At 36.9% G+C, this 26,231-nt stretch carries 22 protein-coding genes, 1 tRNA gene and 1 other annotated feature; of the genes, 20 read left to right on the top strand and 3 right to left on the bottom strand.

From position 1 onward, the window contains the following. Nucleotides 1-139: 139 nt before the first annotated feature. The 6 genes from KJS44_RS08690 (at nucleotide 140) to KJS44_RS08665 (ending at nucleotide 8,871) form a co-directional block, all read left to right on the top strand. Nucleotides 140-364, top strand: coding sequence for a FeoA family protein (locus tag KJS44_RS08690; RefSeq protein ID WP_008687876.1), 225 nt, complete (start codon nucleotides 140-142; stop codon nucleotides 362-364). Next, on the top strand, nucleotides 364-2,475 hold the full coding sequence (gene feoB / locus KJS44_RS08685; protein WP_008687879.1) for a ferrous iron transport protein B: 2,112 nt from the start codon (nucleotides 364-366) through the stop codon (nucleotides 2,473-2,475). The genes KJS44_RS08690 and feoB overlap by 1 nt, the downstream gene beginning before the upstream one ends. Before the next feature lie 216 nt (nucleotides 2,476-2,691). Next, nucleotides 2,692-3,315, top strand: coding sequence for a cysteine hydrolase family protein (locus KJS44_RS08680; protein ID WP_008687881.1), 624 nt, complete (start codon nucleotides 2,692-2,694; stop codon nucleotides 3,313-3,315). Nucleotides 3,316-3,320: 5 nt separating this feature from the next. Continuing rightward, nucleotides 3,321-4,811: a nicotinate phosphoribosyltransferase gene (locus KJS44_RS08675; RefSeq protein WP_008687882.1), complete on the top strand. Its 1,491-nt coding sequence runs from the start codon at nucleotides 3,321-3,323 to the stop codon at nucleotides 4,809-4,811. Beyond that, complete coding sequence (locus KJS44_RS08670; RefSeq protein ID WP_008687883.1) at nucleotides 4,792-5,466, top strand: hypothetical protein; 675 nt, start codon at nucleotides 4,792-4,794, stop codon at nucleotides 5,464-5,466. The genes KJS44_RS08675 and KJS44_RS08670 overlap by 20 nt, the downstream gene beginning before the upstream one ends. Before the next feature lie 177 nt (nucleotides 5,467-5,643). Beyond that, nucleotides 5,644-8,871, top strand: a complete 3,228-nt coding sequence (locus KJS44_RS08665; RefSeq protein WP_008687884.1) for a leucine-rich repeat protein — start codon at nucleotides 5,644-5,646, stop codon at nucleotides 8,869-8,871. Nucleotides 8,872-8,944: 73 nt separating this feature from the next. Here the strand turns inward: KJS44_RS08665 and KJS44_RS08660 are convergent, their stop codons facing one another. After that, entirely contained in the window at nucleotides 8,945-9,787 is an 843-nt protein-coding gene (locus KJS44_RS08660) for an alpha/beta hydrolase (protein WP_008687887.1), read from the bottom strand. A 94-nt stretch (nucleotides 9,788-9,881) separates the two neighbouring features. Between KJS44_RS08660 and KJS44_RS08655 the strand changes: the two genes are divergently transcribed. The 14 genes from KJS44_RS08655 (at nucleotide 9,882) to KJS44_RS08590 (ending at nucleotide 25,347) form a co-directional block, all read left to right on the top strand. Further along, nucleotides 9,882-10,610, top strand: coding sequence for an amidohydrolase family protein (locus KJS44_RS08655; protein WP_008687890.1), 729 nt, complete (start codon nucleotides 9,882-9,884; stop codon nucleotides 10,608-10,610). A 60-nt stretch (nucleotides 10,611-10,670) separates the two neighbouring features. Continuing rightward, nucleotides 10,671-11,135, top strand: coding sequence for a hypothetical protein (locus tag KJS44_RS08650; protein ID WP_008687893.1), 465 nt, complete (start codon nucleotides 10,671-10,673; stop codon nucleotides 11,133-11,135). Nucleotides 11,136-11,518: 383 nt separating this feature from the next. Further along, nucleotides 11,519-11,860 (top strand): DUF6442 family protein, encoded by a 342-nt coding sequence (locus tag KJS44_RS08645; protein ID WP_008687895.1) that lies wholly within the window; start codon nucleotides 11,519-11,521, stop codon nucleotides 11,858-11,860. Nucleotides 11,861-12,102: 242 nt separating this feature from the next. After that, nucleotides 12,103-12,357, top strand: a binding site (T-box leader). 36 nt (nucleotides 12,358-12,393) lie between these two features. Further along, nucleotides 12,394-13,428: a methionine ABC transporter ATP-binding protein gene (locus tag KJS44_RS08640; RefSeq protein ID WP_008687897.1), complete on the top strand. Its 1,035-nt coding sequence runs from the start codon at nucleotides 12,394-12,396 to the stop codon at nucleotides 13,426-13,428. Further along, nucleotides 13,422-14,102 (top strand): methionine ABC transporter permease, encoded by a 681-nt coding sequence (locus KJS44_RS08635; protein ID WP_008687898.1) that lies wholly within the window; start codon nucleotides 13,422-13,424, stop codon nucleotides 14,100-14,102. Before KJS44_RS08640 ends, KJS44_RS08635 begins: the two co-directional genes overlap by 7 nt. A 115-nt stretch (nucleotides 14,103-14,217) precedes the next feature. Beyond that, nucleotides 14,218-15,039: a MetQ/NlpA family ABC transporter substrate-binding protein gene (locus tag KJS44_RS08630; RefSeq protein WP_008687899.1), complete on the top strand. Its 822-nt coding sequence runs from the start codon at nucleotides 14,218-14,220 to the stop codon at nucleotides 15,037-15,039. A 156-nt stretch (nucleotides 15,040-15,195) separates the two neighbouring features. Further along, the gene (locus KJS44_RS08625; RefSeq protein ID WP_008687900.1) at nucleotides 15,196-15,966 is read left to right on the top strand and encodes a hypothetical protein; all 771 of its coding nucleotides are present in this window, start codon (nucleotides 15,196-15,198) and stop codon (nucleotides 15,964-15,966) included. A 256-nt stretch (nucleotides 15,967-16,222) separates the two neighbouring features. After that, the gene (locus KJS44_RS08620) at nucleotides 16,223-17,335 is read left to right on the top strand and encodes a metallophosphoesterase family protein (RefSeq protein WP_008687901.1); all 1,113 of its coding nucleotides are present in this window, start codon (nucleotides 16,223-16,225) and stop codon (nucleotides 17,333-17,335) included. Nucleotides 17,336-17,338: 3 nt separating this feature from the next. After that, the gene (locus KJS44_RS08615; RefSeq protein ID WP_008687902.1) at nucleotides 17,339-20,368 is read left to right on the top strand and encodes an SbcC/MukB-like Walker B domain-containing protein; all 3,030 of its coding nucleotides are present in this window, start codon (nucleotides 17,339-17,341) and stop codon (nucleotides 20,366-20,368) included. A 2-nt stretch (nucleotides 20,369-20,370) separates the two neighbouring features. Beyond that, nucleotides 20,371-21,114, top strand: a complete 744-nt coding sequence (locus KJS44_RS08610) for an NAD-dependent protein deacylase (protein WP_008687904.1) — start codon at nucleotides 20,371-20,373, stop codon at nucleotides 21,112-21,114. 313 nt (nucleotides 21,115-21,427) lie between these two features. Next, a complete protein-coding gene (asnB, locus tag KJS44_RS08605; RefSeq protein WP_008687905.1) occupies nucleotides 21,428-23,263 on the top strand; it encodes an asparagine synthase (glutamine-hydrolyzing) in 1,836 nt (611 codons plus the stop codon). A 221-nt stretch (nucleotides 23,264-23,484) separates the two neighbouring features. Continuing rightward, a tRNA-His gene (locus KJS44_RS08600) sits at nucleotides 23,485-23,560 on the top strand. A 191-nt stretch (nucleotides 23,561-23,751) separates the two neighbouring features. Next, nucleotides 23,752-24,591 (top strand): DegV family protein, encoded by an 840-nt coding sequence (locus tag KJS44_RS08595; RefSeq protein WP_008687907.1) that lies wholly within the window; start codon nucleotides 23,752-23,754, stop codon nucleotides 24,589-24,591. Between the two features lie 3 nt (nucleotides 24,592-24,594). Beyond that, nucleotides 24,595-25,347 carry a PHP domain-containing protein gene (locus tag KJS44_RS08590; RefSeq protein ID WP_008687909.1) on the top strand — a complete coding sequence of 251 codons (753 nt, stop codon included), beginning with the start codon at nucleotides 24,595-24,597 and terminating at the stop codon, nucleotides 25,345-25,347. Between the two features lie 53 nt (nucleotides 25,348-25,400). Here KJS44_RS08590 and KJS44_RS08585 read toward each other — a convergent pair whose 3' ends face one another. Beyond that, entirely contained in the window at nucleotides 25,401-26,006 is a 606-nt protein-coding gene (locus tag KJS44_RS08585; protein WP_008687911.1) for a hypothetical protein, read from the bottom strand. Nucleotides 26,007-26,058: 52 nt separating this feature from the next. After that, nucleotides 26,059-26,199, bottom strand: coding sequence for a hypothetical protein (locus tag KJS44_RS08580; RefSeq protein WP_226896977.1), 141 nt, complete (start codon nucleotides 26,197-26,199; stop codon nucleotides 26,059-26,061). Nucleotides 26,200-26,231: the final 32 nt, after the last annotated feature.

Genomic DNA, 26,231 nt, shown 5'->3' with positions numbered 1-26,231 from the left:
AAAAAATGAAAATAAAAAATTTAATTTTTTCATATTTTTGAAAATATATTCATTTCTTATGAAAAATAGAACCATATAATTTCGTGTTATTCCGACGCATTTTGAAACCTGCATCGCTTACGATGATAGCGGTGATAAGATGAAAGCAAGTGAAATGCGGGAAGGGCAGCGTGCTATAATTCAGCATATTGAAATGTCAAAGACAGATAAAAAACGTTTATTCTATTTAGGCATCTATGAAGGAGGCGTCCTTACGATGCTGCAAAAAGCGCCCATGAAGGATCCTATATTATATTTTGCACAAGGCAATCAATTGATTCTAAGAAAAAAAGATGCTCAAAACATTCAGGTGGAGGTGATTTGATGAAACAGTATCAAGTGGCCTTTGTAGGCAATCCAAACGTTGGGAAAAGTGCCTGGATCAATGCGTTAAGTAATGCGCATTTCCAAGTGGGGAATTGGCCAGGTGTTACCGTTGAAAAGAAAGAAGCCATCGTCACATGGGGAGATGCTCAATATCATTTTATTGATCTTCCCGGCTGTTACAGTTTAGAAACAATAGGGAATGAAGAACGTATAACCACACAGTTCCTAAAAGAAGCACACGTAGATATCATCGTAAATGTGCTTGATGCAACCAACCTGTCTAGAAATTTATTACTCACTTTGTCATTGCGTGAATTGCAGCTGCCCATGCTTTTATTGTTTAATTTTATGGATGAAGTAGAAAAACAACATATTCACATCGATATGAATGCATTACAGCGACGCCTTCAAATACCAATATTGCCTTACAGTGCTTTAGATAAAAAACATTATGGAGAAGTAAAAAAGGCAATCATCCAAATGACGAAACAAAAGGTCTGTTATTATCCATTGTTAGAAAAACAAGAATTACAGGCATACATACAGTTGTTTGAGCGTATCGAAAAGGCAGTTCCTAAAGATAGCGTTTATGAAGAAGATGAATTGCATCGACTTTGTATGCGTTTTATCCATAAGGATGCTGCAACATGGCGGCAATTAAAAAACTGGGGGATACAAGAGATAGAATTACAAGCGTTTGCACAAAGGTTGGATGATAAAACGATGCAGCAACACCGCTATGAGATCATTCATTCCTTTATGAAGTATGTAAAACAAGATGAACATCAACGCTATGCAATATCACGGCGCATTGATCGTATGATTTTGCATCCATATCTTGGTATGCCAATCTTTTTGGCTATTTTTACAATAGTATTGTTATTTGTTTTTCAAGCCAGTGCCCCATGGACGACTTTTATTGATTATCTGATTCATGACATTTTATACAAATATCTGGCAGTTGGAATAAGTTTTTTACCAATAGCAGTGCAAAAACTGCTTCTGGATGGTATTCTTGCCGGTGTTGGCGGAGTACTGGTTTTTCTTCCTTTAATGGCTTTTCTCTACATGGTCTTATCGATCCTAGAGGAAAGCGGTTATATGTCACGCATTGCTTTTCTATTAGATCGAGCTATGCGAAGTTTTCATTTAAGTGGGAAAAGCTTTGTGTCCTTATTGTTAGGCTTTGGTTGTAATGTACCGGCAATCTATTCTACCCGCACCTTAGATAATGAAAAACAGAAAAAAATGTGTGCTTTATTAATCCCTTTTATGTCATGTGGAGCGCGTTTACCTATTTATGTTTTATTCGCTGCGGCATTCTTTCCCCACAAAGCCGGATTGATGATTGTTACCATGTATGCATTAGGTGTCTTTTTGGCCCTTATCTTAGCCTTTGTCTATTCACGATTTATGGCGTTTAAAGAAGATGCTATCTTTATTTTAGAGCTGCCTCCTTACCGTCTTCCTAAACTACGCATGGTCTTTGCCAAAGTAGTCTTGGAAGTAAAAGGTTATATCAAAAAAGCCACTGGGATAGTTTTATGGGCCATGGTTATTTTATGGGGTCTATCTTATTTCCCTAATGGACAGGTATCAACTAGTTATTTAGCAACTATATCGCAGAAGGTAGCGCCTCTTTTTGAGCCATTAGGCTTTGGCAATCGTTGGGAATGTGTGGCAGCATTGCCTGGAGGTATCATTGCGAAAGAAACAATTGTCGGCTACTTTGAAACGCTTTCCCATCCATTGAAAGAGGAACAAACACAACAATCCTTACAGCCGCTGGAAGATATGGCGGCAATTGGTAAACATGCCCAAACGGCATTAACGGATAGTATTTTTGCCTTCATCCGACCACAAATTCGTCTGAAGCCGGATAACGATGCCCAGGTATCTATGATACAATCCTTATGGTCAGATGAACATGCGAATCTTAGAGCTTTTTGTTTTATGGTTTACGTCTTATTAAGCATTCCTTGTATTATGACCTTGCAAGCGATGTTTCATGAATATGGATGGAAACTGATGAGCATATCGATTGGCAGTATGTTATTAATACCATATCTAGTTTCCTTACTTATCTTTCAGATCTTTTCTTTATTTTAATACTAATACAAAGGAAAGCTGTGCAGGAGTATAAGAAATCAGGAATTTCCTGATTTTTTCTTATTTGATGAAGGATGATTGTTATTCACAGTAATTGTCCTTCCTTATGATGTATAAAACCGTAAAACAAATAGCAATTCCTTGATTTTTGTTTCCTATTTTGAAAAAAAAGACTATAATGATAAAGAATAAATTTTTTAAAGGAGAATCTTTCTTATGGCAAGAGTTAGTGAAACTTTTTTGAATTCGTATCAAGCAATGCAGATGGACAAGCTTCAAAAACCAATCATTTTTGTTGTGGATATGATTAATGGATTTGTAAAAGAAGGCGCATTACATGATGAAGCAATTCATGATATCACTGCGAATATCCAACATTTGCTTCAAGATAAAGCGTGTCGGTGTATCTTTATCGCAGATGCCCATCCGCCAAAGACAAGAGAATTTAATGCTTATCCAAGCCATTGTGTCATTGGTACAAGTGAAAGTGAAATCATTGAGGAATTACAACCTCATGTAGATGAAGTAATGCATAAAAACAGCACAAATACCTTTACATGTCCAGACTTTCAAGCATTTTTGGAAAAACGTATTCAGAATTATCAGGATATTGTCATCACCGGTTGTTGTACCGATATTTGTATCCTACAATTTGCGCTGTGTTTGAATGCCTGGTTAAATGAACATAATTATGATGATATGCGTATTATTATTCCTATTGATTGTATTGATACTTTTCATATCGAAAATGTTCATGAGTGTGTTACGCATAATGAATATAGTATCCGCAATATGGAGAGTAATGGAATCTTAATGGTTTCAAGGATAGAAAGAGGGTAAGCTGTATGAAAAGTCTAGATTATAAGTTTGATTTTCGAGATGAACGTAACTTGAGTTTGGTCATGGATTTTTATGAATTGACAATGAGCCAATGCTATTTTAATTCAGAAGCGCGTGAGCGTATCGTAACCTTTGATTTGTTTTATCGTAAGAATCCGGATAACGGTGGATATGCTGTATTTGCCGGCTTAGAAGAAATCATCGGCTATATTCAAAATCTTCATTTTGAAGATGAAGATATTGCCTATTTGCGTTCCTTACATAAATTTTCAGATGCCTTTTTAGATTATTTGCGTCATTTTATCTTTACGGGTGATATTTATGCCATCAAAGAAGGAACACCAGTCTTCCCCTATGAACCATTAATTCGTGTAAGAGCAAAAATTATTGAAGCACAGCTGTTGGAAACAGCAATGCTTTTATGTGTGAATCATCAAACCTTAATTGCGACAAAAGCACGAAGAATTGTCAAAGCTGCAAAGGGAAGAGCAATCATGGAATTTGGTGCACGCCGTGCCCATAATTTTGATGCAGCCAATTATGGAGCAAGAGCTGCTTATATCGGTGGTGTAGCAGGTACGGCAACAACATATGCCGGTCAAAAATTTGGTATGCCTGTCTTAGGTACAATGGCACATTCTTTTGTTCAATCTTTTGATAATGAATATGATGCATTCTTAGCTTATGCAAAAACATATCCGGATAGCTGTACCGTTTTGCTAGATACCTATGATACTTTAAAAAGCGGTCTGCCGAATGCGATTCGCGTCGCTAAGGAATATTTGGAACCTAATGGCTATCGTATGCAGGGTGTGCGCATTGATTCTGGAGATATGGCATATTTGTCTAAGAAGATTCGTAAAGCTTTGGATGCGGCGGGAATGGAAGACTGCAACATCGTTGTGTCCAATTCATTGGATGAGTATTTGATACAATCCTTGATTTCGCAAGGGGCCCAAATCAATAGTATGGGTGTTGGCGAAAATCTTGTGTGCAGTAAATCCACGCCAGTGTTCGGCGGTGTTTATAAAATGAGTGCGGTTTATGAAGATGAGAAAATGATTCCTAAAATCAAAGTCAGTGAAAATGTCGAAAAAGTAACGAATCCGGCATTTAAGGATTTATACCGGATATATGATAAAGAGACGATGAAAGCTATTGGTGATATCATGACGGTTCATGGAGAAGTGCTTGATCCTAATCAGGATTTGACTATTTATCATCAGATGAACAGTTGGAAAAATAAAACGATTCCAGCTGGAACCTATATCATAAAAGATTTATTAGAGCCAATTTTCATAAATGGTGAGCTTGTATATGATGTGCCGGAATTATCCGCAATACGTGATTACAGCGAAGCAGAATTCTCACATATGTGGGATGAAATTCTGCGCTTTGAATATCCACAGACATACTATGTGGATCTGTCGAAAAAGCTCTTAGATCTAAAACTTAAAATGTTGGAGGATGTTAAGCATGTCAATGCCAATAAATAAACGCGAACGTTTTTTGAAACGTCTGCTTTATGGTTGTGCTGCTGTTTATATCATCACGTTGTTTCTTGCCCTTTATCATAATTTTATGGTCAAAGATTATAATGCGCTAGGCATGGGGTTTGTAGCAATGCTGACACCGTTGATCGTTCCTGTCCTATTTAAGGTGTTGCATTTTCAACCGGTATATGAGATCTATATCATATCGACTGTTTTCACCTATTTTGCGTCATTGATCGGCAGCAGTTTCCATTGGTATTCTTTGACAGGATTTGATAAGGTTCTGCATTTTTCCAGTGGTTGGATGTTTACAACAGTAGCCGTTATTCTGTTTTTCTTCATTCGGAAAAGTAATACCTTTCCTGAAAAAAAAGATTTCACTTTATTTTTAGTGTTTATTAATGCTGTGAATATCGCGATTGGAGAAATATGGGAGTTTTATGAATATGCGATGTTGATCTTCTTTGACAACGATTGCATCAATCATTATACACAAGGTGTACATGATACGATTACCGATGTTATGTGCGCTACCGTTGGCGGTATCTTATTAACCTTATTGATTGTTAGGTATTATAAGAGTGGGAAAAGTAATTTCTTTACGAATGTGTATGAGAAATTCTATGAACGTAATATCAAACCAAGAATGAAGGCGTAAAGCCTTTTTTTTCTTCATTAAGCGATATGCATCTACGGCTTGGATGTTGCAAATATTTTTGGTTATTTTCTTGTTTTTTTGGTTATATTCATGAAATTCATAGGATTATTGCTATGAAACACTTGCGTCTGTATATGTTTCGCGTTACTATGAATGTAGGGAAATGAGAGAATAGTTATGAAATTAAAAAAGATAATTGTAGTATTGCTAGCATGTATGTTAGGAATGGCAATGGGAGAACAACCGTTTTTCCAAATGAAAGCGAAGGAAAATGGAAATATCTCGTTTGCTGAACAAGAATTGCAAAAGACTTCGCAGACGAATCCAATAAACAAAGAGGCATCGAAAGGTTATCAACTAGCAAGACCAGCCAGCAAGGTCAAAGCGTTAAAAAGTGTCAGTGCTTCTACAGACAGTAAGACTTATACACTGACAGCAAATATTCATGCAGTATTACAGGGGGATACTCTGACAATCAGTGGAACTGGTGAAATTCCTGATTATGATAAGAGTACGGCACCATGGGGCGATTATGATTATGATATTAAGAAGGTCATTATAAATAAAGGGATTACCAGTATTGGACAGCAAGCATTTCGCTATCTATATGCATTAGAAAGCGTAAGTCTGCCAGCAGGGCTTACGAGCATTAAAGATTCCGCCTTTTACAGATGTCGCCGATTACAAAAAGTAAGCGGTGGAGAATCTTTAAAAAGCATTGGTGAAGGAGCTTTTGTGTTATGTAGCGATCTTACTTCTTTTACCTTTCCAGAAGGACTGACAACAATCGAGTCTTTCGCTTTTCAGGATACAGCATTAAGCACTGTTACATTGCCTGCATCATTGAAAACCTGTAAAGAACTAGCATTTATGCGAAGTGTATCAACATTTAATGTAGCTGCAGGAAATCCAGTGTATAGTAGTAAAGATGGAGTGTTGTATAACAAAGATAAGACAGAATTAGTTGCTTATCCAGCAAATAAAACATCAGCTTCTTTTACGATACCATCCAGTGTGACAACAATAGCATCTTATGCCTTTAGTGATGTTGAAGAATTACAAGCTATATACATCCCTTCATCAGTTAAAACAATGAAGGATTGGGTATTTGTACGCTCAGGCATTACTTCTTTGACGTTACCATCCTCTTTGAAAGAGTTAGGTTATGGTGTTGCGGAAGATTGCCAAAATCTGACTACAGCAACGATTCATGCTTCTTTGGATACTTTACCTTATCTTTCATTTTCAGAATGCAAAAAATTAAACAGTGTAGTGTTTGATGGGAAAATAACGACCATTTTTGCAAGAGCTTTCTATCGTTGTGATAGTTTAAGCAATATTGTATTCCCTAATAGTCTTAAACAAATTAATGTGTATGCCTTCTATGGTTGTAAAAAATTAACTTCTTTAAAATTCCCAAGTTCATTGGAATATATTGAAGCAGGAGCCTTTGAAGCAGCCGGTGTGGATTTAGCGAAAGTGGTACCATCTACTTTATCTAAGATGAGCGATGGTAGTTATATTCAAATAGAAAATTTAAAAATTAAAGGAACTTCCATGTACACGGAAGCGAAAAAAGTGCTTGATCTAGTTAATAAGGAACGTCGGGCAAATGGCAGAGCTGATTTGATTATGGATGAAACATTGTTTGAAGCAGCCCAGCAAAGAGCAGCTGAGCTTGCCGTATATTATAGTCATACGCGTCCTTCCGGTTTAAGCTGTTATAGTGTTTCATCATTGATCGATGGTGAAAATATAGCAGCGGCTCAATCTAATGCAAACAGTGTAATGAATGATTGGAATCATTCACTTGGGCATCATTCTAATATCATAAATGGAAGTTTTCAGTCCATCGGTATTGGATGCTTTTATCATGATGGAGTACATTATTGGGTGCAAGTTTTCTCAAGAAGTAAAGGTACCAACAAAACGACATACGCATCTGACGCTTTAAAAACTTATCAGATACAGGCAAAATACAATTCTCAGAACTATTCTATCAGCAGCACGAGTAAAACAATAAAACCAAATGCTTCAACTACCTTAAGTGTATACGGTCAAAACAATGGATGGAGTTTAGTAAGATATGAAGTAGAACAAAGTGTAATTCAATGGTCCAGTGGTGATAGCTCAATTGCAAACATCCGTAATGGCGTAGTTACTGGTGTTAAAGGAGGCAGTACAAAAGTATATGCACTTTGCCCAAATGGGAAGAAACTTACTGTGAATATCACCGTACAGCCCAATACTTATAAAATCACATACTATCTAAATGGCGGTACACAACAGGGAAATCCTTCTACTTATAATAATACTAGCAATACCATAACCTTAAAAAATCCCACACGAAAAGGCTATACGTTTAAGGGATGGTACAGTGATAGTAAGTATAAATACAGAGTAACGTCTATCAAGAAAGGCAGTACCGGAAATAAAACACTGTATGCAAAATGGAGCAAAAACACCTATAAACTTAGCTATCAACTGAATGGTGGGAAAAATGGTAAGAATCCATCCTCTTATACGGTAACCAGCAATACGATTACCTTAAAAAGTCCTACACGAAAAGGCTATACGTTTAAAGGATGGTACAGTGACAGTAAATATAAATACAAGGTAACATCCATTAAGAAAGGCAGTACCGGAAATAAGACACTGTATGCGAAATGGAGCAAAAACACCTATAAGCTTAGCTATCAGCTGAATGGTGGGAAAAATGGTAAGAATCCTTCCTCTTATACGGCAACTAGCAATACGATTACCTTAAAAAGTCCAACACGAAAAGGCTATACGTTTAAGGGATGGTACAGTGATAGTAAATATAAATACAAGGTAACATCCATTAAGAAAGGCAGTACCGGAAATAAGACACTGTATGCGAAATGGAGCAAAAACACCTATAAACTTAGCTATCAGCTGAATGGTGGGAAAAATGGCAAGAATCCATCCTCTTATACGGTAACCAGCAATACGATTACCTTAAAAAGTCCAACACGGAAAGGCTATACGTTTAAGGGATGGTACAGTGACAGTAAATATAAGTATAAAGTGACATCCATTAAGAAAGGTAGTACGGGCAATAAGAAACTGTATGCAAGATGGAGTAAGCTTAGTGTAGGTAAGGGAAAAACACCAACATTAAAAAATAGTGCAAAAGGGAAACTAAGTGTGAAATATGGTAAGGTAACCTACGCAAAGGGATATCAGATTACGTATTCCACGAGTTCAAAGTTTACGAAAAGTACAACCAAAAGCTTGTATACCAGTGCCACTTCAAAAACGCTGAGCAATATGAAAATAAAGAAAACGTATTATGTTAAGGTACGGGCCTATCAAACAGATTCTTTAGGCAGCAAAGTTTTTGGTTCCTATAGTACCGTTAGAAAAGTATATATTAAATATTAGTTAAGGAAGGACATCCTTCCTTTTCTTTATAATATTATTTACATGATCACTTCTTTAAGGAAAAAGGAATCGATTACGATGTAACCGATTCCTCATGTATCGTCACTTGTTTTAAGTTTTCTTTTTCAGCATCCAAGCGATGTTTCTTTTCAATTAGCTTATCCATGATATCTTCTGCCATCTCTATTTTTTGTTCATTTAATAGATGATCATCAAAAAATAATTTCATAATTTGATAAGCTTCCCAGTTTACTTTTTCATCCATCAAAAGACGATGATGTCCTTCGTGAAGAATAATGAGCTTTTTACGTTCATGTGGGACTTTATCGTATGCATTTATGGAGCTTTTGATTGAGATAACTTCATCTTCATCACCATGTAGAAATAAGATTGGGCAATCAACCTTTGTAATATACTTTTTAAGGTTTTTAATGAGTTCACTAAAAGCACTATAAAAGGAACGGGGAAGTTGTATTTCTTCTTTTTTATCATTGGTCCATAAAGAAATTGCCGATTTGGTGATCGCATCCGTAATCATATCCATATTTATATAGCTAAATGCCGGCGCAAGTAAAACTAATTTTTTTACAGGTACCATAGCGGCTAAATAAGAAGCTATAACACCGCCCATAGAAAAGCCCACTAGGTAAATATCGCGATTTGTTTTTTTATATTGATCTAGCTGATCTTTTGCACGTTGTACCCAGCACATCCAATCATGATCTTCTTCATCAAATAAATCATACATATCAAACTGGACGATATCATATCCATCTTTTTTACCCCATAAGGCAAGATTATCAAATTCATGTTTACGTCTTCTTCCATAGCCATGAATTGTTAGGATTACAGGCTTTGTTTTTGGGGTTGTTGCTGGATTCTCTTTCTCGAAGTGTTTTTTTAGCCAATCAAACATAACATCCCTCCTTTACTTGTTTAATTATATCATAATTTACTTTTCTTTCTGTGTGAAATTGTCATATAATAAGAGAAGTCTATAAGGAGAATTCATGAAGAAAAAAGCAACGTTACTCATTACAAATCTTGAGAAAATTTATACTATGCAAACAATTAAACAAAAAGATGTTATTTATTCACACGCCTATTTGGCAATGCATCATGATGTCATATTGGAAATCGGTGAGGGAAGCTATACACATCTTTTGGATAAAGATACGCGAATCTTAGAAGGACGCAGTCATTTTGCGATTCCAGCATTTATTGAAACTGATGCAGTTTACCCTGCATGTGATGAATGGAATAAAACCAGAAAGTTGCAAGAATATCGCATGCAGTATATGCAGCATGGGGTCTTAACGATGGCGATGGATAGCCATGCACAATCCTTTCTTGAAATGGATATTGTCCCCAAACAAGCATTGACCTATCCTATTCTATATGGGAATGCTATTATCAAAGCATCAACAAAATATACCAAAAAACGGTTTTGTATTAGTACCAGAGATAACCATTTCATCATGCAGGATCCATTATTGCTGGCACAGTTGCTACATATCAAGCAGGGCATGGATGCCTTATTGCTTTTAAAGGCATTGACATGCTATCCTGCTAAAGCGCTACAATTACCCCATGTTGGTGTATTAAAAAAAGGAAAACAGGCGGATATCTTGATTTGTCATGGTAATTCTTTATCACATCTGTTTCAAGGTTTATATGAGAATCATATAACGCAAATCGTGAAGAAAGGTGTCCGCATCTATCCAAATCTGCTCATATAACACAAAGTTCGACAGTTTTTCAGCTCTTCGTCATATAGTATGTTAGAGAGGTGAAAACAAGTGGAAATCATACAACATGAAAAGGAAAAACAGAATGTGCTTCTGACAGGTGATTATTGTCCTAATCAGGCTCTCATTAATGAATTTCAAACAATCTTTTTTACTTGCAAGGTGACAAAAATTGAATTACCGGGTAAGGAATTAAAAGATTTTGTAGTTGAGGAGCAAGCGCAGTTTCTAATGCTGCATGTCCGCATCAAAAATATAACAAATGAAATATTAAATATGTACAAGGATGACTTTATGATAACTTTTGATGAGGAAGGCCCATTCGAAGCAGAGGATTATTTTGGTGTAAAAAATCAGCTTCCTGATGAATATGCGTTAAAACCAATGGAAGAAATATATGGCTCTTTGATCTTTATCATTTCATCTACAGCCAAAAAAATCATCTTTAGCTATACGGAATATTTTGATGATGAAAGTGAGGGGAAAACGTACAAGCTTAAATATAAAATAGGGTAAGATCCGTCTTAGGGGCGGATTTTATATTACAGAGTTCTTTAAAGCTAGTTGCATTGCATTTACAGCTATAGCAAATCGCTTTTCTTTATTATTTGTGAAAATAAGGTAAATGTTGCTTTGGCTAAGATTTTTCCATAAGCTTTGCTTTCTCTCTGTGCTAGACGATGCTTCTTTTGCTGTTGGATATAAGAAAACTTTCGACAACTAGATAGCTGCTTTTATTATCTTTTTATGTGTCTTTTGTAAACAATGCATAAGGGTGTAAGGATGGCGTTATGCAAAGTACACTTGCTATAAGCTTTTAAAATGTGCTAAACTTTATTTGACGTTTGATAAAGGATACGATGATACTACATCATAGGAGAATGACAGGGGAATAAGACATGGAGAAAGAAGAGCTATTGCAGAAAGCGCGCAAAGAGAATCAGCATGGTGATGAGCGAATAACCTATTTGGATGAGCGTTCCAGTTCATGGAGCTTTCGTGTTATTATGAGTGTGTTGATTGTATATGATGTTGTGGTTTGGCTTATAGGGCCGCCATATACAGATCGCTATTATTATCTTCATAGCTTTGCCCAAATAGGCATGTTTTTATATAATTTGGCGCAATTTTATTACACTCGAAAGAAAAGCAATTTTTTCTTTGTCATTATTTTTGGAGTCAATGCTGTTTACTTCTTATACTGGTTAGTGACAGGAACTTTCCTCTGTGTTGTACGATGAAATAAGAGTGAATCAACATCATTATTGTGTCGTATATGCTTTTGTTGGTATGAGCAAAGTGTCTCGCTATATGGTTTTTCCAATTGAAATAGGTTCGTTTTATCCGAAAGCTATATTGGTGGCAATCTTATGTGTGACAGTAAACAAAACGTTTGAAGAAGCGTTTATTTGGAATAATTCAGAATTTTGTTTTATTTCACTTGACGAATCTAGGAAAATAAAGTAACATTATTCACGTAAACAAAATGACGTAGAAAAGAAGAGTAGACAGTGTATACTTTCTCAGAGAGTTCTCATTTGGTGCAAGAGGATAAAGCGAAGCTGTTGAAAATGGTCTTGGAGTCGCATGGTCGAAGAACGTTTAGGCTATGACGTGTTCGCTCGTTACAGCGATAGAGTATAACTTTCTGTTTGAAGGCGTACTTGATGAGATCTATCTTGCAAAAGATGGGTGAATTTAGGTGGTAACACGATAAGCACAAGCTTTCGTCCTAATGGATGAGAGCTTTTTTTTATAAGAAGGAGGTAGTTGGATGATTCGTTTAGAGCATGTCAGTAAAACATTTGATACCGTTTCCGGTGATGTGCATGCAGTAAAAGAGGTCAATCTGGAAATCCAGGATGGTGAAATCTTTGGCATCATTGGTTTCAGCGGTGCCGGTAAATCGACCTTGGTACGTTGTATCAATCTGTTGGAACGCCCTAGCAACGGCAAAGTTTGGATTGACGACGAGGAATTGACGAAAATGAGTGAAAAGGCATTACGTGAGGTGCGTAAGAAAATCGGTATGATCTTTCAGCATTTTAACTTGATGCGTTCACGTACCGTATATCAAAATATCGCCTTTCCATTAAAGGGGAGTGGCTTATCAAAAGAGGAAATGGATAAGAAAATCACTTCATTATTAGAATTAGTCGATTTAGGCGATAAAAAAGATGCGTATCCATCACAGTTAAGCGGTGGACAGAAACAACGCGTGGCAATTGCCAGGGCCTTGGCAAATGATCCAAAGGTCTTATTATGCGATGAGGCAACCAGTGCCTTAGATCCGCAAACGACGAAGAGCATTTTGAAATTATTAAAACAGGTAAATGAAAAACTGGGGATTACCATCGTTTTGATTACTCATGAAATGGCTGTTATAAAAGAAATTTGCGACCGTGTTGCGGTAATGGAAAAAGGTAAAGTCATAGAAGAAGGAAATATCTTAGAAGTTTTCTGTAAACCACAGGCGAAGGTAACCAAAGATTTCATTGCGACTACAAGCAATATATCCCGTATTTACGAAATGGTAGATGAGGGTAGTGCATTAACAGAATTAAAACCAGGACAGCATCTAGTGAAATTAAATTATGATGCGGTAAATACTTCGAAGGCGTTAATATCCGAAATCTCCCGTGATTTCCATGTGGATACGAATATCATCTTTGGCAATGTAGAAATCATCAAAGACAGCCCATTAGGAGATTTGGTTGTAATCTTTGGTGGCCAAAAAGAAGATATTCAAAATGCAATTGCTTATATGGAAAAACATGATGTGAAAGTTGAGGTGCTGAAAGAATGTTAGAAGTACTAAATGATTTAATTCCAAACATTATGAATAAACTTCCGGAATTCTGGCAAGCCATTCTTGACTTCTTTATCATGTTGGGAATTACCGGTGCTGTATCCTTTATTTTTGGTACATTATTTGGTGTTATTTTAACTGTTACAAGACGTGGTGATATTTTAGAGAATAAAGTGATTTATTTCATTTTGGGAAAAATTATTGATTTGTTTCGTGCGATTCCCTTTGTTATCTTGATTTTCTTCTTAGGGCCAATGACACGCATTATTGCGGGAACGACGATTGGTTTGCGCGGAGCTTTGTTTCCTTTAATGGTAGGAACGATTCCTTTTTTTGCCCGTCAGGTAGAGAGTGCATTGGCTGAAATCGATCGCGGATTAATTGAAGCCAGTCAGGCAATGGGAAGCTCGCCAATGGAAATTATCTTTCGGGTATATTTGAAAGAAAGTATTCCTGGCATTATACGTGCAACAACGATCACCTTGATTTCACTGATTGGTTTGATCACCATGGTCGGTGCTGTCGGCGGTGGTGGCATCGGTGATTTTGCTATTCGCTATGGTTATAATAGTATGCAAAATGATGTGACTTATGTTTGTGTGATTATCTTATTGTTGATTACGACAACGATTCAGGGTGTAGGAAATATCTTAATCCGGAAAACCACCCATTAGAGGTGAAATATGAAACATATATTAAAACAAGGAAGCCGAATCTGTCGAATGTGTTGTACCTGTCAGGCAGGTTTGGATGAAATATAAAAAAATAGAAAGAAAGAGGGAAAAAACAATGAAAAAATTAGTAGCAGGATTCTTAGCTGTTGTCTTACTTGCAGGCTGCGGCGCAAAAAGTGATGATACAGGTAAGGAAGATAAGACATTGCGTATTGGTGCTAGTACAACACCTCATGCAGAAATTATTAAGCATATTCAGCCGGCTTTGGAAAAAGAAGGCTATACGGTGAAAATTACGGAATTCACAGACTATGTAAAACCAAATCAGGCATTAGTAGATGGTGATCTGGATGCAAACTTCTTCCAGCACAAACCATATATGGATGATTGGGCGAAAAAAGCGGGTGCTCAAGATAAGATCACAAGTGTGTTCTCTGTTCACTTTGAACCAATCGGTATTTATTCGGTAAATCATAAATCATTGGATGAAGTGAAAGATGGTATGAAAATTTCAGTACCTAACGATCCTACCAATGGTGGACGTGCTTTAAAATTATTAGCGGATAATAACATCATCACTTTGAAGGATGGAAAAGGTGTAGATGCAACAAAGAGCGATATCGCCAAATATAATGTTAAAGTCGAAATTATCGAGATGCAGGCAGAAACATGTGCAGCCAGCATTCAAGATGTTGACTATGCCGTTGTTAATGGGAATAATGCTTTAAATGCCAAAATCAGTGAAAATGTTCTTACAACCGAATCAAAAGACAGTGAGGCTGCAAAAACATATGGCAATATCATCGCTGTACAAACAGCACATAAAGATGATGAGAAAATTAAAGCATTGATCAATGCCTTAAATACAGAAGATGTGAAAAACTATATTGACGAAACATATCATGGGATTGTCGTGCCTTTAGTTCCGACAAAATAGGCTGAAAAAGTGTCCATTACGGATGCTTTTTTTTCTTAAGAGCCGTCTGCCATTATTAGGAAAAGCTAAGGGAATTGTTGTAAAGGCATGAGAAAGAGTGGTTTTTTTCACCAAAAAACAGTATAATAAATAAAAACATGAACAGGAGGAGATCGTATGGATAAAGAAAAAGGGTTTATTCGCAGAAACAAATTTTTTGTATTACTGCTGAGTGTCTTATTGCTAATCATCCTATCTTTAACGATCTATATCCTAACCCAGAAATTAGTAGAGAAAAACAATACACCGATTGATGTACCGACACAAGAAGAACCTACGCAAGAAGATGCTATGATTACCGAATTTTTAGGAACCTATAATCGCATGGATGATCAAATTCATTTCCATTGGAGCTATTCTGCAGGAAAAACTGAAATCGAAAGTGTTCATTTGTATCATTCAAAGGATAATCCCATTGATGTATCTTCCTATAGCTCTTGGACTTTACCAAGAGATAGCTATGGCTTAACGACAGGGGATAATGATTTTACCTTGATCATTACACAGGCAAATGGTAAGGAAATCAAAAAGACAATAAATGTATTTGTGAAATATGTCGTTCGTTTTGATCAACAGGTGAAGCAGGAAGAGGGACGTACTAGAGTAACACTAACATATCAATATCAAAAGGAACATCCGGTTAAGGTGCCCAAATTGATCATGTTGGATGATACGATTAATTATAATCGTATGGATTATATTGATACGAAATATAAAGAAGAAAATGGAATGATTATCGCGAAAACAACATATGAATTCCAATGGTATGAATATCCAGTCGAGTATCAGCAATTTTCCATCCGCTGGGCTTTTGAGGATATTAATGACAGTGTTGATTTTACATTAGAAAAGGGAAACGCAACGCAGGCAAATCCTAATGAAAATTAAATGGTTCGTGATAAAATGACCGCGTTTCCTCAGCTTTTTACAATGCGTAGTTCACAAAGATGTGTGAGAGGATCTTTCGCCATCTTTTTTCAATTTTTTATAGAAGGGTCAAACGATGTAAGCTGGTAGCAAATAGAAAGAGGAATACCTATTTGCATATAATATCAAAATGCTATCAAATAGAATATGAGAATAGGGCATCTTGATTTACTAGACGAAAATAATGCGAAGAAATAAAAGGAAACGGGGTATCACAATGAAAATATTACATACGGCGGATTGGCATCTGGGCATTGATTTGCATAAGGTATCTTTACTGGAAGATCAAAAATATGCTTTATGGCAAATAAAGAAAATCGTTATGGAAGAAGATGTGGATGTAATCGTAATTGCTGGAGATGTGTACGATACGACCTTGGCAAGCAAAGAAGCGATTGAACTTTATAATCGTTGTATGAGCATGTTATGCTTAGAATTACAAAAGCAGGTCATAGTAATTGCCGGTAACCATGATTCGGCTGTTCGCCTGGCTACCTGTGCAGAATTGTTGGCACCTATGGGACTGCATATTTATGGCAAGTTGGAAGAGAAGGTCAAAGGATTACGGATCAAAGATACAATGTTTTATCCAATTCCTTATTTACATCCTGCACAGGTAGCTCAAGTGTATGAACAACCATGTGCAACACAAGAAGAGGCTTTTCGTATTATTTGTGAAGATATTCATCTGCATAAGGAGAAAAATTTATGCCATGTTGCAATAGCGCATGCTTTTATTGCGGGCTCCAGTGTATGTGAAAGTGATCGATTTGCTCGTGTAGGAGGCAGTGATCTGGTGCCTGCCACACTATTTGAAGAATTTGATTATGTAGCTTTGGGACATCTTCATCGTCCTCAAAAGGTTGGGGAACATGTATATTACAGTGGATCATTATTGCCGTATTCTTTTTCAGAAGCTGAACAGCAGAAACAGGTGCTACTATATGATACATGCAATCAAAAGGTATATGCACGTACCATAGAACCTTTACATCCCCTTTATGTTCTAAAAGGCAGCTTATCATATCTGCAACAGCTAAGACAAGTTGATGACGGATATCCACAGGGCTATGTAAAATTGCAATTGTTAGATGTGTGTGTATCGTATGAAATGCTGACTTATTTTCAGGAACATTATCCAGGACTTTTACAGTTGAGTGGGAAAAATGAGCAGATAAAGAGTAAAATTTCATTGGATGTTGAGCAACTAGATGGATTAAATGATGTCAATATCGTGAAACGCTACTTTCAAGACATGTTTCAGGAAACTCTTTGTGATGAAGATATTCAGCTCTTGCAAGAGGGTCTGTCTATGCTTGAGGAGGTGTAGGGAATGCTGCCAAAACGATTGGAAGTACAGGCATTTGGTCCATATGTAAAGAAACAGCAAATTGATTTTACACAATTTATGAAGGATCGCCTATTTCTTTTGGAAGGAGAAACCGGAAGTGGCAAGACGATGTTGTTAGATGCCATGACATATGCCTTATATGGAAAGAGCAGCGGTGGACAGCGGGAAGATCTGGAAAGTATGCGTTCTCGCTTTGCTTCTGAGCAAATGCCTACGATTGTTGATTTTACGTTTACGATCAAGGAGAAGGAATATCGATTTTTTCGAAGTGTTGAAGTTCGCACCAAACGAAATAAAGAAAAGGCATATAAAGTGAATGTCGATGCTGGTGAAATGATCGATGGTTGCTTTCATCCTTTCTTTGAGAATCCTAAATTGCGTAGTGTCGAAGAAAAGGCACAAGAACTGATTGGTTTATCCTATTTACAATTTGTGCAGGTGATGCTTTTGCCACAAGGAAAATTTGAACAATTTTTAACAAGTCGTAGTGAAGAGAAGCAAGATATCCTGAAAACATTATTTCAGATGGAACGCTGGAGCTCTATAAATGGATGGCTTACAGATAAACTGAATCAGAAACGGAATGCCTTAGATCTTTTAAAACAGCAAATGGCAGCGGATTTACGTTCTTTAAATGAAGAAAGCATGCAAGCAGCACAGCAAACCTATGCTTCGCTCACGGAACAGATTGCACAGGACAATGAACAAAAAAACGCACTTTTACAGCAGCAGGAAAACGTTCAAGCGGATCTTTTACAGCAGAAAGAATATCATCGTTGGAAAGAAGACTATAAGCTGAAACAACAACAATATGAAAAAGAGAAGCAACAAGAAGGGCAAATGAAGCAACAAAAAGAGCAGGTACTGCGTTGGAAGCAGATGCAGCAACTGCGGCATATGTATCAGGAAATGCAGCGCTTGCAAAAAGCGAAGGAATTACGTGAAGCACAATATATACAGGCAAAGGACAGAAAACAGAAAGCTAGCCAGCAATATGCTTGTTTGGATGAGCAAAATAAAAGCATTCAGGGCTATGAAGAGCAAATACAGACTGCAAGAGAACAATTGCTACAGTGCGAAGAGCAACTGCGGTTGTTAAAAACCTTTGATAAGCAAAAACAACAAAGTGAACAGCTGGCAACAGCATACCAGGCAATACATAAACAGAATATCGAATGGAAGCAAAAGAATATGGCATTACAAAAGACACAGCAGTTGTTGCAGCAAGAAATACAAGCGTTTGAACAAGAAGCAAAGCAACATGAACAACTCAAAGCAGATTGGCAGTATTACGTGCTAGCAGAAAAACGTTATCAAAAACAAACAGCGTTACAAGAACAGATGAACAAGCAGAAACAGGCATGGATGAATGCGCAATCTGCGTATCAGCAACAACAGGAAACTTTAAAAAAACGGCAGCAGCAACATGATGCATTGTATCAGCAGTTTTTAGAACACAGTGCTTTACAGTTGGCAGAAAGTTTGCAGGAAGGAAAGCCATGTCCTGTCTGTGGTTCTTTTCATCATCCAAAACCATATGTAGCACAAAAAGCCGCCGTTGATTTGCTTACGCTTCGCTCTTTGAAACAACAGTTGGAAGAAGGAAAGCAAAAGGAAGAACAACTGTATCGTTTAGAAGAAAAGCAACAAGCTGCCTATGCCTTGTTAAAGAAACAGCTTAAGGATATTCAAACGCAAATACAGGAATTATTACAAAAACCGTTCCTTTTGGAAGAATATCACCAGATCAAAAAGCAGTATAAAGAGCTAATTAAAGCAGAAGAAAGGCAGAGCCAAAGGCGGCAAAAGTTACAAGTATTACAATCCAGTGCTTTGCAAAGACAAGAACAATTGGAAGCTTCCCTTTTACAAGAGCAGACAAAGCAACAAAACTATCTAATGGCCAAAGCAGAAGTAGCTGCCTTACAAAAGCGACTTCCACAACAAGATTTAAAGCAGTTACAGACGCAATATGAACAACAGCAAAAGAGTCTGAAATACTTACAAGAGCAAAAGAATCTACAGCTTCAGCAAAGGGAAGCAAGCATCATTGAATACAATAAGGCTATTGAACATTATCAGACCAGCGAACAGGAATATAGACAGGCGCAGCAACAGTTACAGCAACAACAAGAACAACTGGAAGAAGAAGTTGTCAAACAACAGGTCAAGATAGTGGAACTGGAAACAATGCCATCTGATACGGATATTGAAAACAGTGCAAGTGAGGTTGAACGTTACTTTTTGAACCTTGCTCATTTAGAAGAAGAAATACGAAAACAAGAAGAATACTTGGCCAAGATCGTATGGCTTGATCTAGATAAACTTGTTGCACAAGATGCTAAACTTAAGGAAGAACTGTTGCAAATACAGGAATGCTTAGCGCAAAGACAAAGTGAACAAAAGATCTATGCGCGCACTTTGTCTGCATTACAAAATCAAATGAAAGAATTAGCAATTGTTGAACCAGATTATCTTCGCATGCAGCACTTTGTAAAAGCAATGCGCGGAGATCAAGGCATTGGCATAGAACGCTATGTCTTAGGGGTATTATTAGATAACATCACCACCCAAGCCAATAAGCTGTTAGCCCATATCCATGAAGGTCGCTATCAGATTTTTCGCAATGATGATACAACTGGAAGAAGTCGCAAATATGGCTTAGAGCTATCTATTTTTGACACCTATTCCATGGAACCACGAAATGTGGTATCCTTAAGTGGAGGAGAAAAATTCTTAGTATCCTTAGCCATGTCCTTAGCACTATCCATGGTCGTACAAGCAAGGAATGGCGGAATCCGTTTTGATTGTATGTTTATTGATGAAGGTTTCGGTACTCTGGATGAGCATAGCATAGCGGACGCATTGGCTATCTTGCAGACAATGACACAAGGCAAAGGCATGATTGGTATCATTTCCCATGTGGAAATTTTAAAGGAAAATATTCAGGCAGGTATCGCTGTTGTTAAAACCAGAGAAGGCAGTTATATCCAAATACGAAAGGGAGCATAAATATGTATGATAAATTAAAAAGGGTTATAGAAGAAAATAAACATATCGTCTTTTTTGGTGGAGCTGGTGTATCCACAGAAAGTAATATCCCCGATTTCCGTTCACAAAGTGGTATATATAGCAAAAAAACATATCCTTATCCTGCGGAAACAATGATATCTCATGATTTCTTTTATGAGCATACAGAAGCTTTTTATGATTTTTACTTTCATGAGATGGTCTATCCGAATGCGCAGCCAAATCCAGCACATCTCGCTTTAGCAAAATTAGAAGCATTGGGGAAATTAGATGCTGTGATTACCCAAAATATTGATGGACTTCATCAAAAAGCAGGCAGTAAAAAAGTGTTAGAACTTCATGGCAGCATACATCGTAATCGCTGTCAGAGTTGTCATAGTTTTTTTACATTGGAGGATATGCTGAAGCAAAAAGATGGCATTCCTAAATGCCCGAACTGTCATCATACCATCAAACCAGAAGTAGTGTTGTATGGTGAATCACTAGATATGCAAGTAATGGAGGAAGCTGTGACAGCGATTGCCAATGCAGATGTGATGATTATCGGTGGTACCTCTTTAGTTGTCTATCCGGCTGCGGGGTTATTGCGTTATTTTCGAGGTAAGACCTTGGTGCTGTTAAATAAAGCGGTAACAGCAATGGATGATCAAGCAGATATCGTAATTCATGATCCAATTGGCGAGGTGTTGCAGGAAGTAGTGCTCCATAATACGAAGCTTGTTGATTGATGCAAATGGATCGAAGAGAAAAGAAAAACCTCTTTATGGTAGAATCAAATAGGAAGCATTTCACAATAGGACATGACATTGCGCTTGTCCTTTTTTCTTAAACGCATCGATTTCCTTGTACAAATTGTAAAAGTATACAACAGTATCCGCAATTTTCAGAATTATTAATAGCTTTCTTGCAATCAGCTATTGAGAAACGTTTGTACATCCTTTATAATAAATAAGATTCCTGTCTTATTCAAAAGAATTATCTATATGAGACAAACAGGATACTGGAAGATAACGCATGAAATAGCGTAAAGAGGTGTTAACAATGTGTGGATTTACGGGTTATTACGGTTTTGGTAATTACGATCGAAAACAGATATTAGATGCGATGGGTGAATGTATTGCTCATCGTGGCCCTGATAGTGATGGAACATTTTTAGATGATCATGTAGCATTGGGATTTCGTCGTTTAAGTATTATCGATTTAGAAGGAGGCTCTCAGCCTATTCACAGTGAGGATGGCAGACATGTCATCGTATTCAATGGAGAAATTTACAATTATCAGGATATTCGCAAAGAACTGATTGAAAAACATGGCTGTACATTCGCGACACATAGCGATACAGAGGTTATCTTACAGGCATATAAAACCTATGGTGAAGATGCCGTAAAGATGTTAAGAGGTATGTTCGCCTTTGTGATTTATGATAAGGAAACACATACGATGTTTGGCGCACGCGATCAATTTGGCATTAAACCATTTTACTATGCTAAGATGAACGACACCTTATTATTTGGTTCAGAAATTAAATCTTTCTTACCTCATCCAGCTTTTCACAAAGCGGTGAATAAAGATGCTTTAAAAATGTATTTGATTTTTCAATACAATCCATTAGAAGAAACAATGTTCAAAGATGTCTATAAATTAGAACCAGGTACATGTTTTACCTATGATGGCAGTGACTTTAAGGTGAAACGCTATTTTACCTTTGCCTTTGAGGAAACGTCAAGATCATTAGAAGAAACGGTAGAGTGCATTCATCAAAGTGTCAAGGATTCTGTTGCTTATCATAAGATAGCTGATGTTGAGGTAGGTTCTTTCTTATCCGGCGGTGTAGATTCTAGCTATATTGCATCTGTTTTACGTCCGGATAAAACATATTCTGTTGGTTTTGAAGTACAAGGGTTTGATGAAACGACCCATGCTAGAGATTTATGTGAGACACTACATCTGAAAAACAAGAAAAAAACATTAACTTCAAAAGATTTCTTCGATGCTTTACCAAAGGTGCAATATTATTCAGATGAACCTCATGCCAATTTATCGGCTGTACCTTTATTCTATTTATCTGAAATGGCTGTGGAGGATCTGAAAGTTGTACAAAGTGGTGAAGGTGCCGATGAGTTGTTTGGCGGATATGATGCTTATAAAGAAAACAAAAATGATGAACTTTATAAAAAAATCGTACCTGCTGCATTACGCAAAAAGTTAGGGCATTGGGCAAAAGGCAGAGCTGAAAAACGAGGTATGGGCTTTTTACAACGCAATGCTACTTCTTTGGAGGATTCTTATATCGGGCAGGCATTTATTATGGATAATGAAGATGCGGATGAGGTCATGGCAGATGGTTATAAAACAGCTTTATGCTATCAGGATGTTACACGACCTTACTTTGAACGTGTAAAAGAACAAGATGACCTACATAAGAAAATGTATTTAGATATGCACTTATGGTTGCCTCATGACATCTTATTAAAAGCCGATAAGATGACGATGGCACATTCCTTGGAACTGCGTGTTCCTTTCTTAGATAAAGAAGTTTGGAACTTAGCAAAATCGCTGGAAAGTGAATATTGTATAAAAGGCGAAGAAAGCAAACGTGCGTTCCGTATGGCGGCTATGAAAAATATACCAAGTGATTGGGGCAAACGTAAAAAGATGGGCTTTCCTGTTCCATTGCGTGTATGGCTGCGAGAAGAAGCGTATTATGCAAAAGTGAAAACGATGTTTGAAAAACCATATGCGGCAGAGTTCTTCAACCAGAAGTTAATCTTACAATGGCTTGAAGATCATAAAAATAATTTAGGAAATTATCAGCGTAAGATTTATACAGTCTATTCTTTCTTATTATGGTATGAGCAGTATTTTGTTTTACATTAAGGCGCAGTGAAGACCGGTTTAACCGGTCTTTTGTGATGCAACTCAAGGTTGATAACTTGGATGAAAAAGTAAGGTGTAAGCGAAGATCCCAACCGTTTTAAAGAAAACACCAGGAATGGACTTTACGATTCCATTCCTGTCTTTATAAAAAAATTAAAAAAACTATTTACAAATAAAAAGGGATAAGATATAATATAACTCGCCTGATGAAAGAAATCATGGCGGATGTGGTGAAGTGGTTAACACAGCGGGTTGTGGTCCCGTCATGCGTGGGTTCGATCCCCATCGTCCGCCCCATATAAGAACAGGTAACCGGCATCGCCGGTTTTTTTATGCGCGGACGATGGGGATAAACGGTACGTGTCGTAAAAATAAGAAAGAAGAAATGACGTAGCTCAAAGAGGCTGCCCTTGAAAACATTGTAATTCTTAATTCTGTATTGTGATTTTAAAGTAAAATTGCTATAATTGCACGTAAGGAGTGATTCCATGAAAAAGATAGCATTAATGTGTGATTCCAGCGCAGATATCACCAAAGAACAAGCAAAAGAGCTGGATATTCATGTCATCCGCATGCCGATCAGCATGAACGGAAAAGAATTTATTGAAGAAGAGACAATATTTGACAAAGATATCATTCAGGCATTAAAGAATGGTGATCAGGTAAAAACAGCACAGCCCATCATCGGAGATCTTACGCGGATGTGGGATGACTTATTGCAAACATACGATGAAGTATTTTATTTACCTTTATCAAAAGCACTAAGCGGAACTTGCCATGTTGCTATCGGACTGGCTGATGCATATGAAGGAAGAGTCATAGTAGTAGATAGTGAATATGTTTGTTATCCTGTTGTCAAAATGTTGCAAACGGCCCGTAAGATGTTTGAAAAGGGATATACAAGCTTACAAGTAAAAGAAAAACTGGAGAAGGAAGGCAGCCTATTTGCCGTTTTGATCCCAGAAAATTTGACGACATTAAAGAATGGCGGCCGAATTTCGCCAGCTGCTGCAGCGTTAGCAGGTTTATTAAAAATTCAACCATTGCTAAAGGTTGAACATGGGGCAATTGATTTAGTAGATAAAGTACGTACCTTGAAAAAAGCATACAAAGAGGGAATTGCTTATGTTATAAAGGACATTGATCCGGCAGAATATGATTGGATGATCATTGATGCTGATAATCGTGAGGTAAGCAATGAATTAAAGCTTCAATTGGAAGAGGTAATTCATCAACCGGTAGAACAGCAAGTGTTTAAAGCGGTTATTATGTCTCATGCCGGACCTGGCACGATTGGTTTTGGACGCATTAAAAAGATACGGTATTAGCATATGATAGATGCACATGTATCTTTACAGGGATCCTACAGCAAAGCGTTGTTGATGGAATATAGCAAGGTAGCACAAAAGAAACACATTGATGAGCTTTATGTGTTAGAGCCAACCTATAAGTTTCAAGAATGTGAATTGTTGTATCAGGAAATACGGGCAACTTATCCATGTCAGAATCAATGGTATAATAATATAACCAAATGCTCTATTTGTGAATATCAAAATTTTATTGATGAAATGAAGCAAGAGGAGTTCCCAATAGCAATAAAATTCGGTCTATGTGTCAGTTATCTGCCGCAACACGAACGTTTTCTTGAGCAGTTGAAGCAAGCGTATCCATATGATGTTTTTGTCGGCAATATTGAATTTATTGATAATGTTGCTTTTTCATGGAATGAATCTTATGAGATGATGTGGAATAAGTATAATGCTAATTTCTTATATCGTCGCTATTATGAAACTATGAACGCCTTGTTAACAAGTCAATTATTTGATGGGGTTGCAGGGTTTGATGCGATTAAGATTTGTCAGATAAAACCAAGTTTTTCTATGGATCATACATTTCATAAATTAGCGAAAATATTAAAAGAGAAAGCTATTTATGTTGAACATGATACAATCATGGCTTATCGGTATCAACATGGGGATGATGGCTTGCAAGCGGACTTTTTACAAGTGTGCAAGGCGCTGGGAGTTAGAGTTTTACGGGCAAGTAATGCCAGCGTTCCTGAAGAGGTAGGAATGGGATTTTAAGATAATATGAAGGCTGTGATAACGGATGTTCTCCGCTGTCACAGCCTTTTGTTTTATTGAATCAATTGAATCAGTTCTTCACCGTTAGCTAATAATGCTTTTTCCAACTCTTGATTTTCCTTTTTCACGATCCATACACCATCATTTTGTTGTAAGGAAATAGTAACAGTTTGCTCTTTTTCTTCTTTACTATCACGAATATAAGTATATAACGTGGTAAGTATTTCTTGTTGGGCTTTTTGATCAGAAAAGTTCTTATCTTTACTGAGCTTTTCCACTTTCTTCTCTGCTTCTTTCATCCCTTTTTTTACAGCATTACGAATATCTTTTGTTTTTAAGATTATAGCGACTTGTGCATTTTTATCCTTTATGGTTTCCTTTTTTATCGTGAATTGAAATCCATACATCGTATCATGTGCAGCTTTTTGCAATTCGTGATCAATGCCATCTATATAATCCTCATCTTGCATCTGTAAAGATTTCATGCTTGCCAGATTCCATTGAGAAGATGTTTTTAAAGCTGTTTCATCCTGCTTTTGGATTGCTGTCAGAAATTGTTTGGTTACATCAGTTGGTGTCGGTTGTTTTTCTTTTTCACTGCAGCCTGCGCATACCATAAGCATAGCTACGATGATTGCCATCCATCGAAATCGTTTCAAATTATCGCCTCCAATGCAGCTTATTTTAACATTGAATGAAAGAAAAGACAAATTATGTTAATTTGCTTGTCACATTTTTGAGATCTTCTTCCAATTTTTCATACTCACCCGCATAATTATGCCCAATCAAAAATAATTTATAATATGCTTTATATTGCTCGAAATAACGTTTTAGATAAGATGGCTGTTTCACGATGCGTACCTCGTTATAAGCAATATGTGCAT

Origin of the sequence: Longicatena caecimuris (assembly GCF_018406465.1) — a bacterium.
In the GTDB taxonomy this organism is placed as follows: domain Bacteria; phylum Bacillota_I; class Bacilli_A; order Erysipelotrichales; family Erysipelotrichaceae; genus Longicatena; species Longicatena caecimuris.
Note: the sequence above shows the minus strand (reverse complement) of the source record. Positions and strands in the feature narration are given on the sequence as shown.

Coding starts and splice junctions, on each gene's coding strand:
- KJS44_RS08690 (WP_008687876.1), top strand. CDS start 140: ATGAAAGCAAGTGAAATGCGGGAAGGGCAGCGTGCTATAATTCAGCAT.
- feoB (WP_008687879.1), top strand. CDS start 364: ATGAAACAGTATCAAGTGGCCTTTGTAGGCAATCCAAACGTTGGGAAA.
- KJS44_RS08680 (WP_008687881.1), top strand. CDS start 2,692: ATGGCAAGAGTTAGTGAAACTTTTTTGAATTCGTATCAAGCAATGCAG.
- KJS44_RS08675 (WP_008687882.1), top strand. CDS start 3,321: ATGAAAAGTCTAGATTATAAGTTTGATTTTCGAGATGAACGTAACTTG.
- KJS44_RS08670 (WP_008687883.1), top strand. CDS start 4,792: ATGTCAATGCCAATAAATAAACGCGAACGTTTTTTGAAACGTCTGCTT.
- KJS44_RS08665 (WP_008687884.1), top strand. CDS start 5,644: ATGAAATTAAAAAAGATAATTGTAGTATTGCTAGCATGTATGTTAGGA.
- KJS44_RS08660 (WP_008687887.1), bottom strand. CDS start 9,787: ATGTTTGATTGGCTAAAAAAACACTTCGAGAAAGAGAATCCAGCAACA.
- KJS44_RS08655 (WP_008687890.1), top strand. CDS start 9,882: ATGAAGAAAAAAGCAACGTTACTCATTACAAATCTTGAGAAAATTTAT.
- KJS44_RS08645 (WP_008687895.1), top strand. CDS start 11,519: ATGGAGAAAGAAGAGCTATTGCAGAAAGCGCGCAAAGAGAATCAGCAT.
- KJS44_RS08640 (WP_008687897.1), top strand. CDS start 12,394: ATGATTCGTTTAGAGCATGTCAGTAAAACATTTGATACCGTTTCCGGT.
- KJS44_RS08635 (WP_008687898.1), top strand. CDS start 13,422: ATGTTAGAAGTACTAAATGATTTAATTCCAAACATTATGAATAAACTT.
- KJS44_RS08630 (WP_008687899.1), top strand. CDS start 14,218: ATGAAAAAATTAGTAGCAGGATTCTTAGCTGTTGTCTTACTTGCAGGC.
- KJS44_RS08625 (WP_008687900.1), top strand. CDS start 15,196: ATGGATAAAGAAAAAGGGTTTATTCGCAGAAACAAATTTTTTGTATTA.
- KJS44_RS08620 (WP_008687901.1), top strand. CDS start 16,223: ATGAAAATATTACATACGGCGGATTGGCATCTGGGCATTGATTTGCAT.
- KJS44_RS08615 (WP_008687902.1), top strand. CDS start 17,339: ATGCTGCCAAAACGATTGGAAGTACAGGCATTTGGTCCATATGTAAAG.
- KJS44_RS08610 (WP_008687904.1), top strand. CDS start 20,371: ATGTATGATAAATTAAAAAGGGTTATAGAAGAAAATAAACATATCGTC.
- asnB (WP_008687905.1), top strand. CDS start 21,428: ATGTGTGGATTTACGGGTTATTACGGTTTTGGTAATTACGATCGAAAA.
- KJS44_RS08595 (WP_008687907.1), top strand. CDS start 23,752: ATGAAAAAGATAGCATTAATGTGTGATTCCAGCGCAGATATCACCAAA.
- KJS44_RS08590 (WP_008687909.1), top strand. CDS start 24,595: ATGATAGATGCACATGTATCTTTACAGGGATCCTACAGCAAAGCGTTG.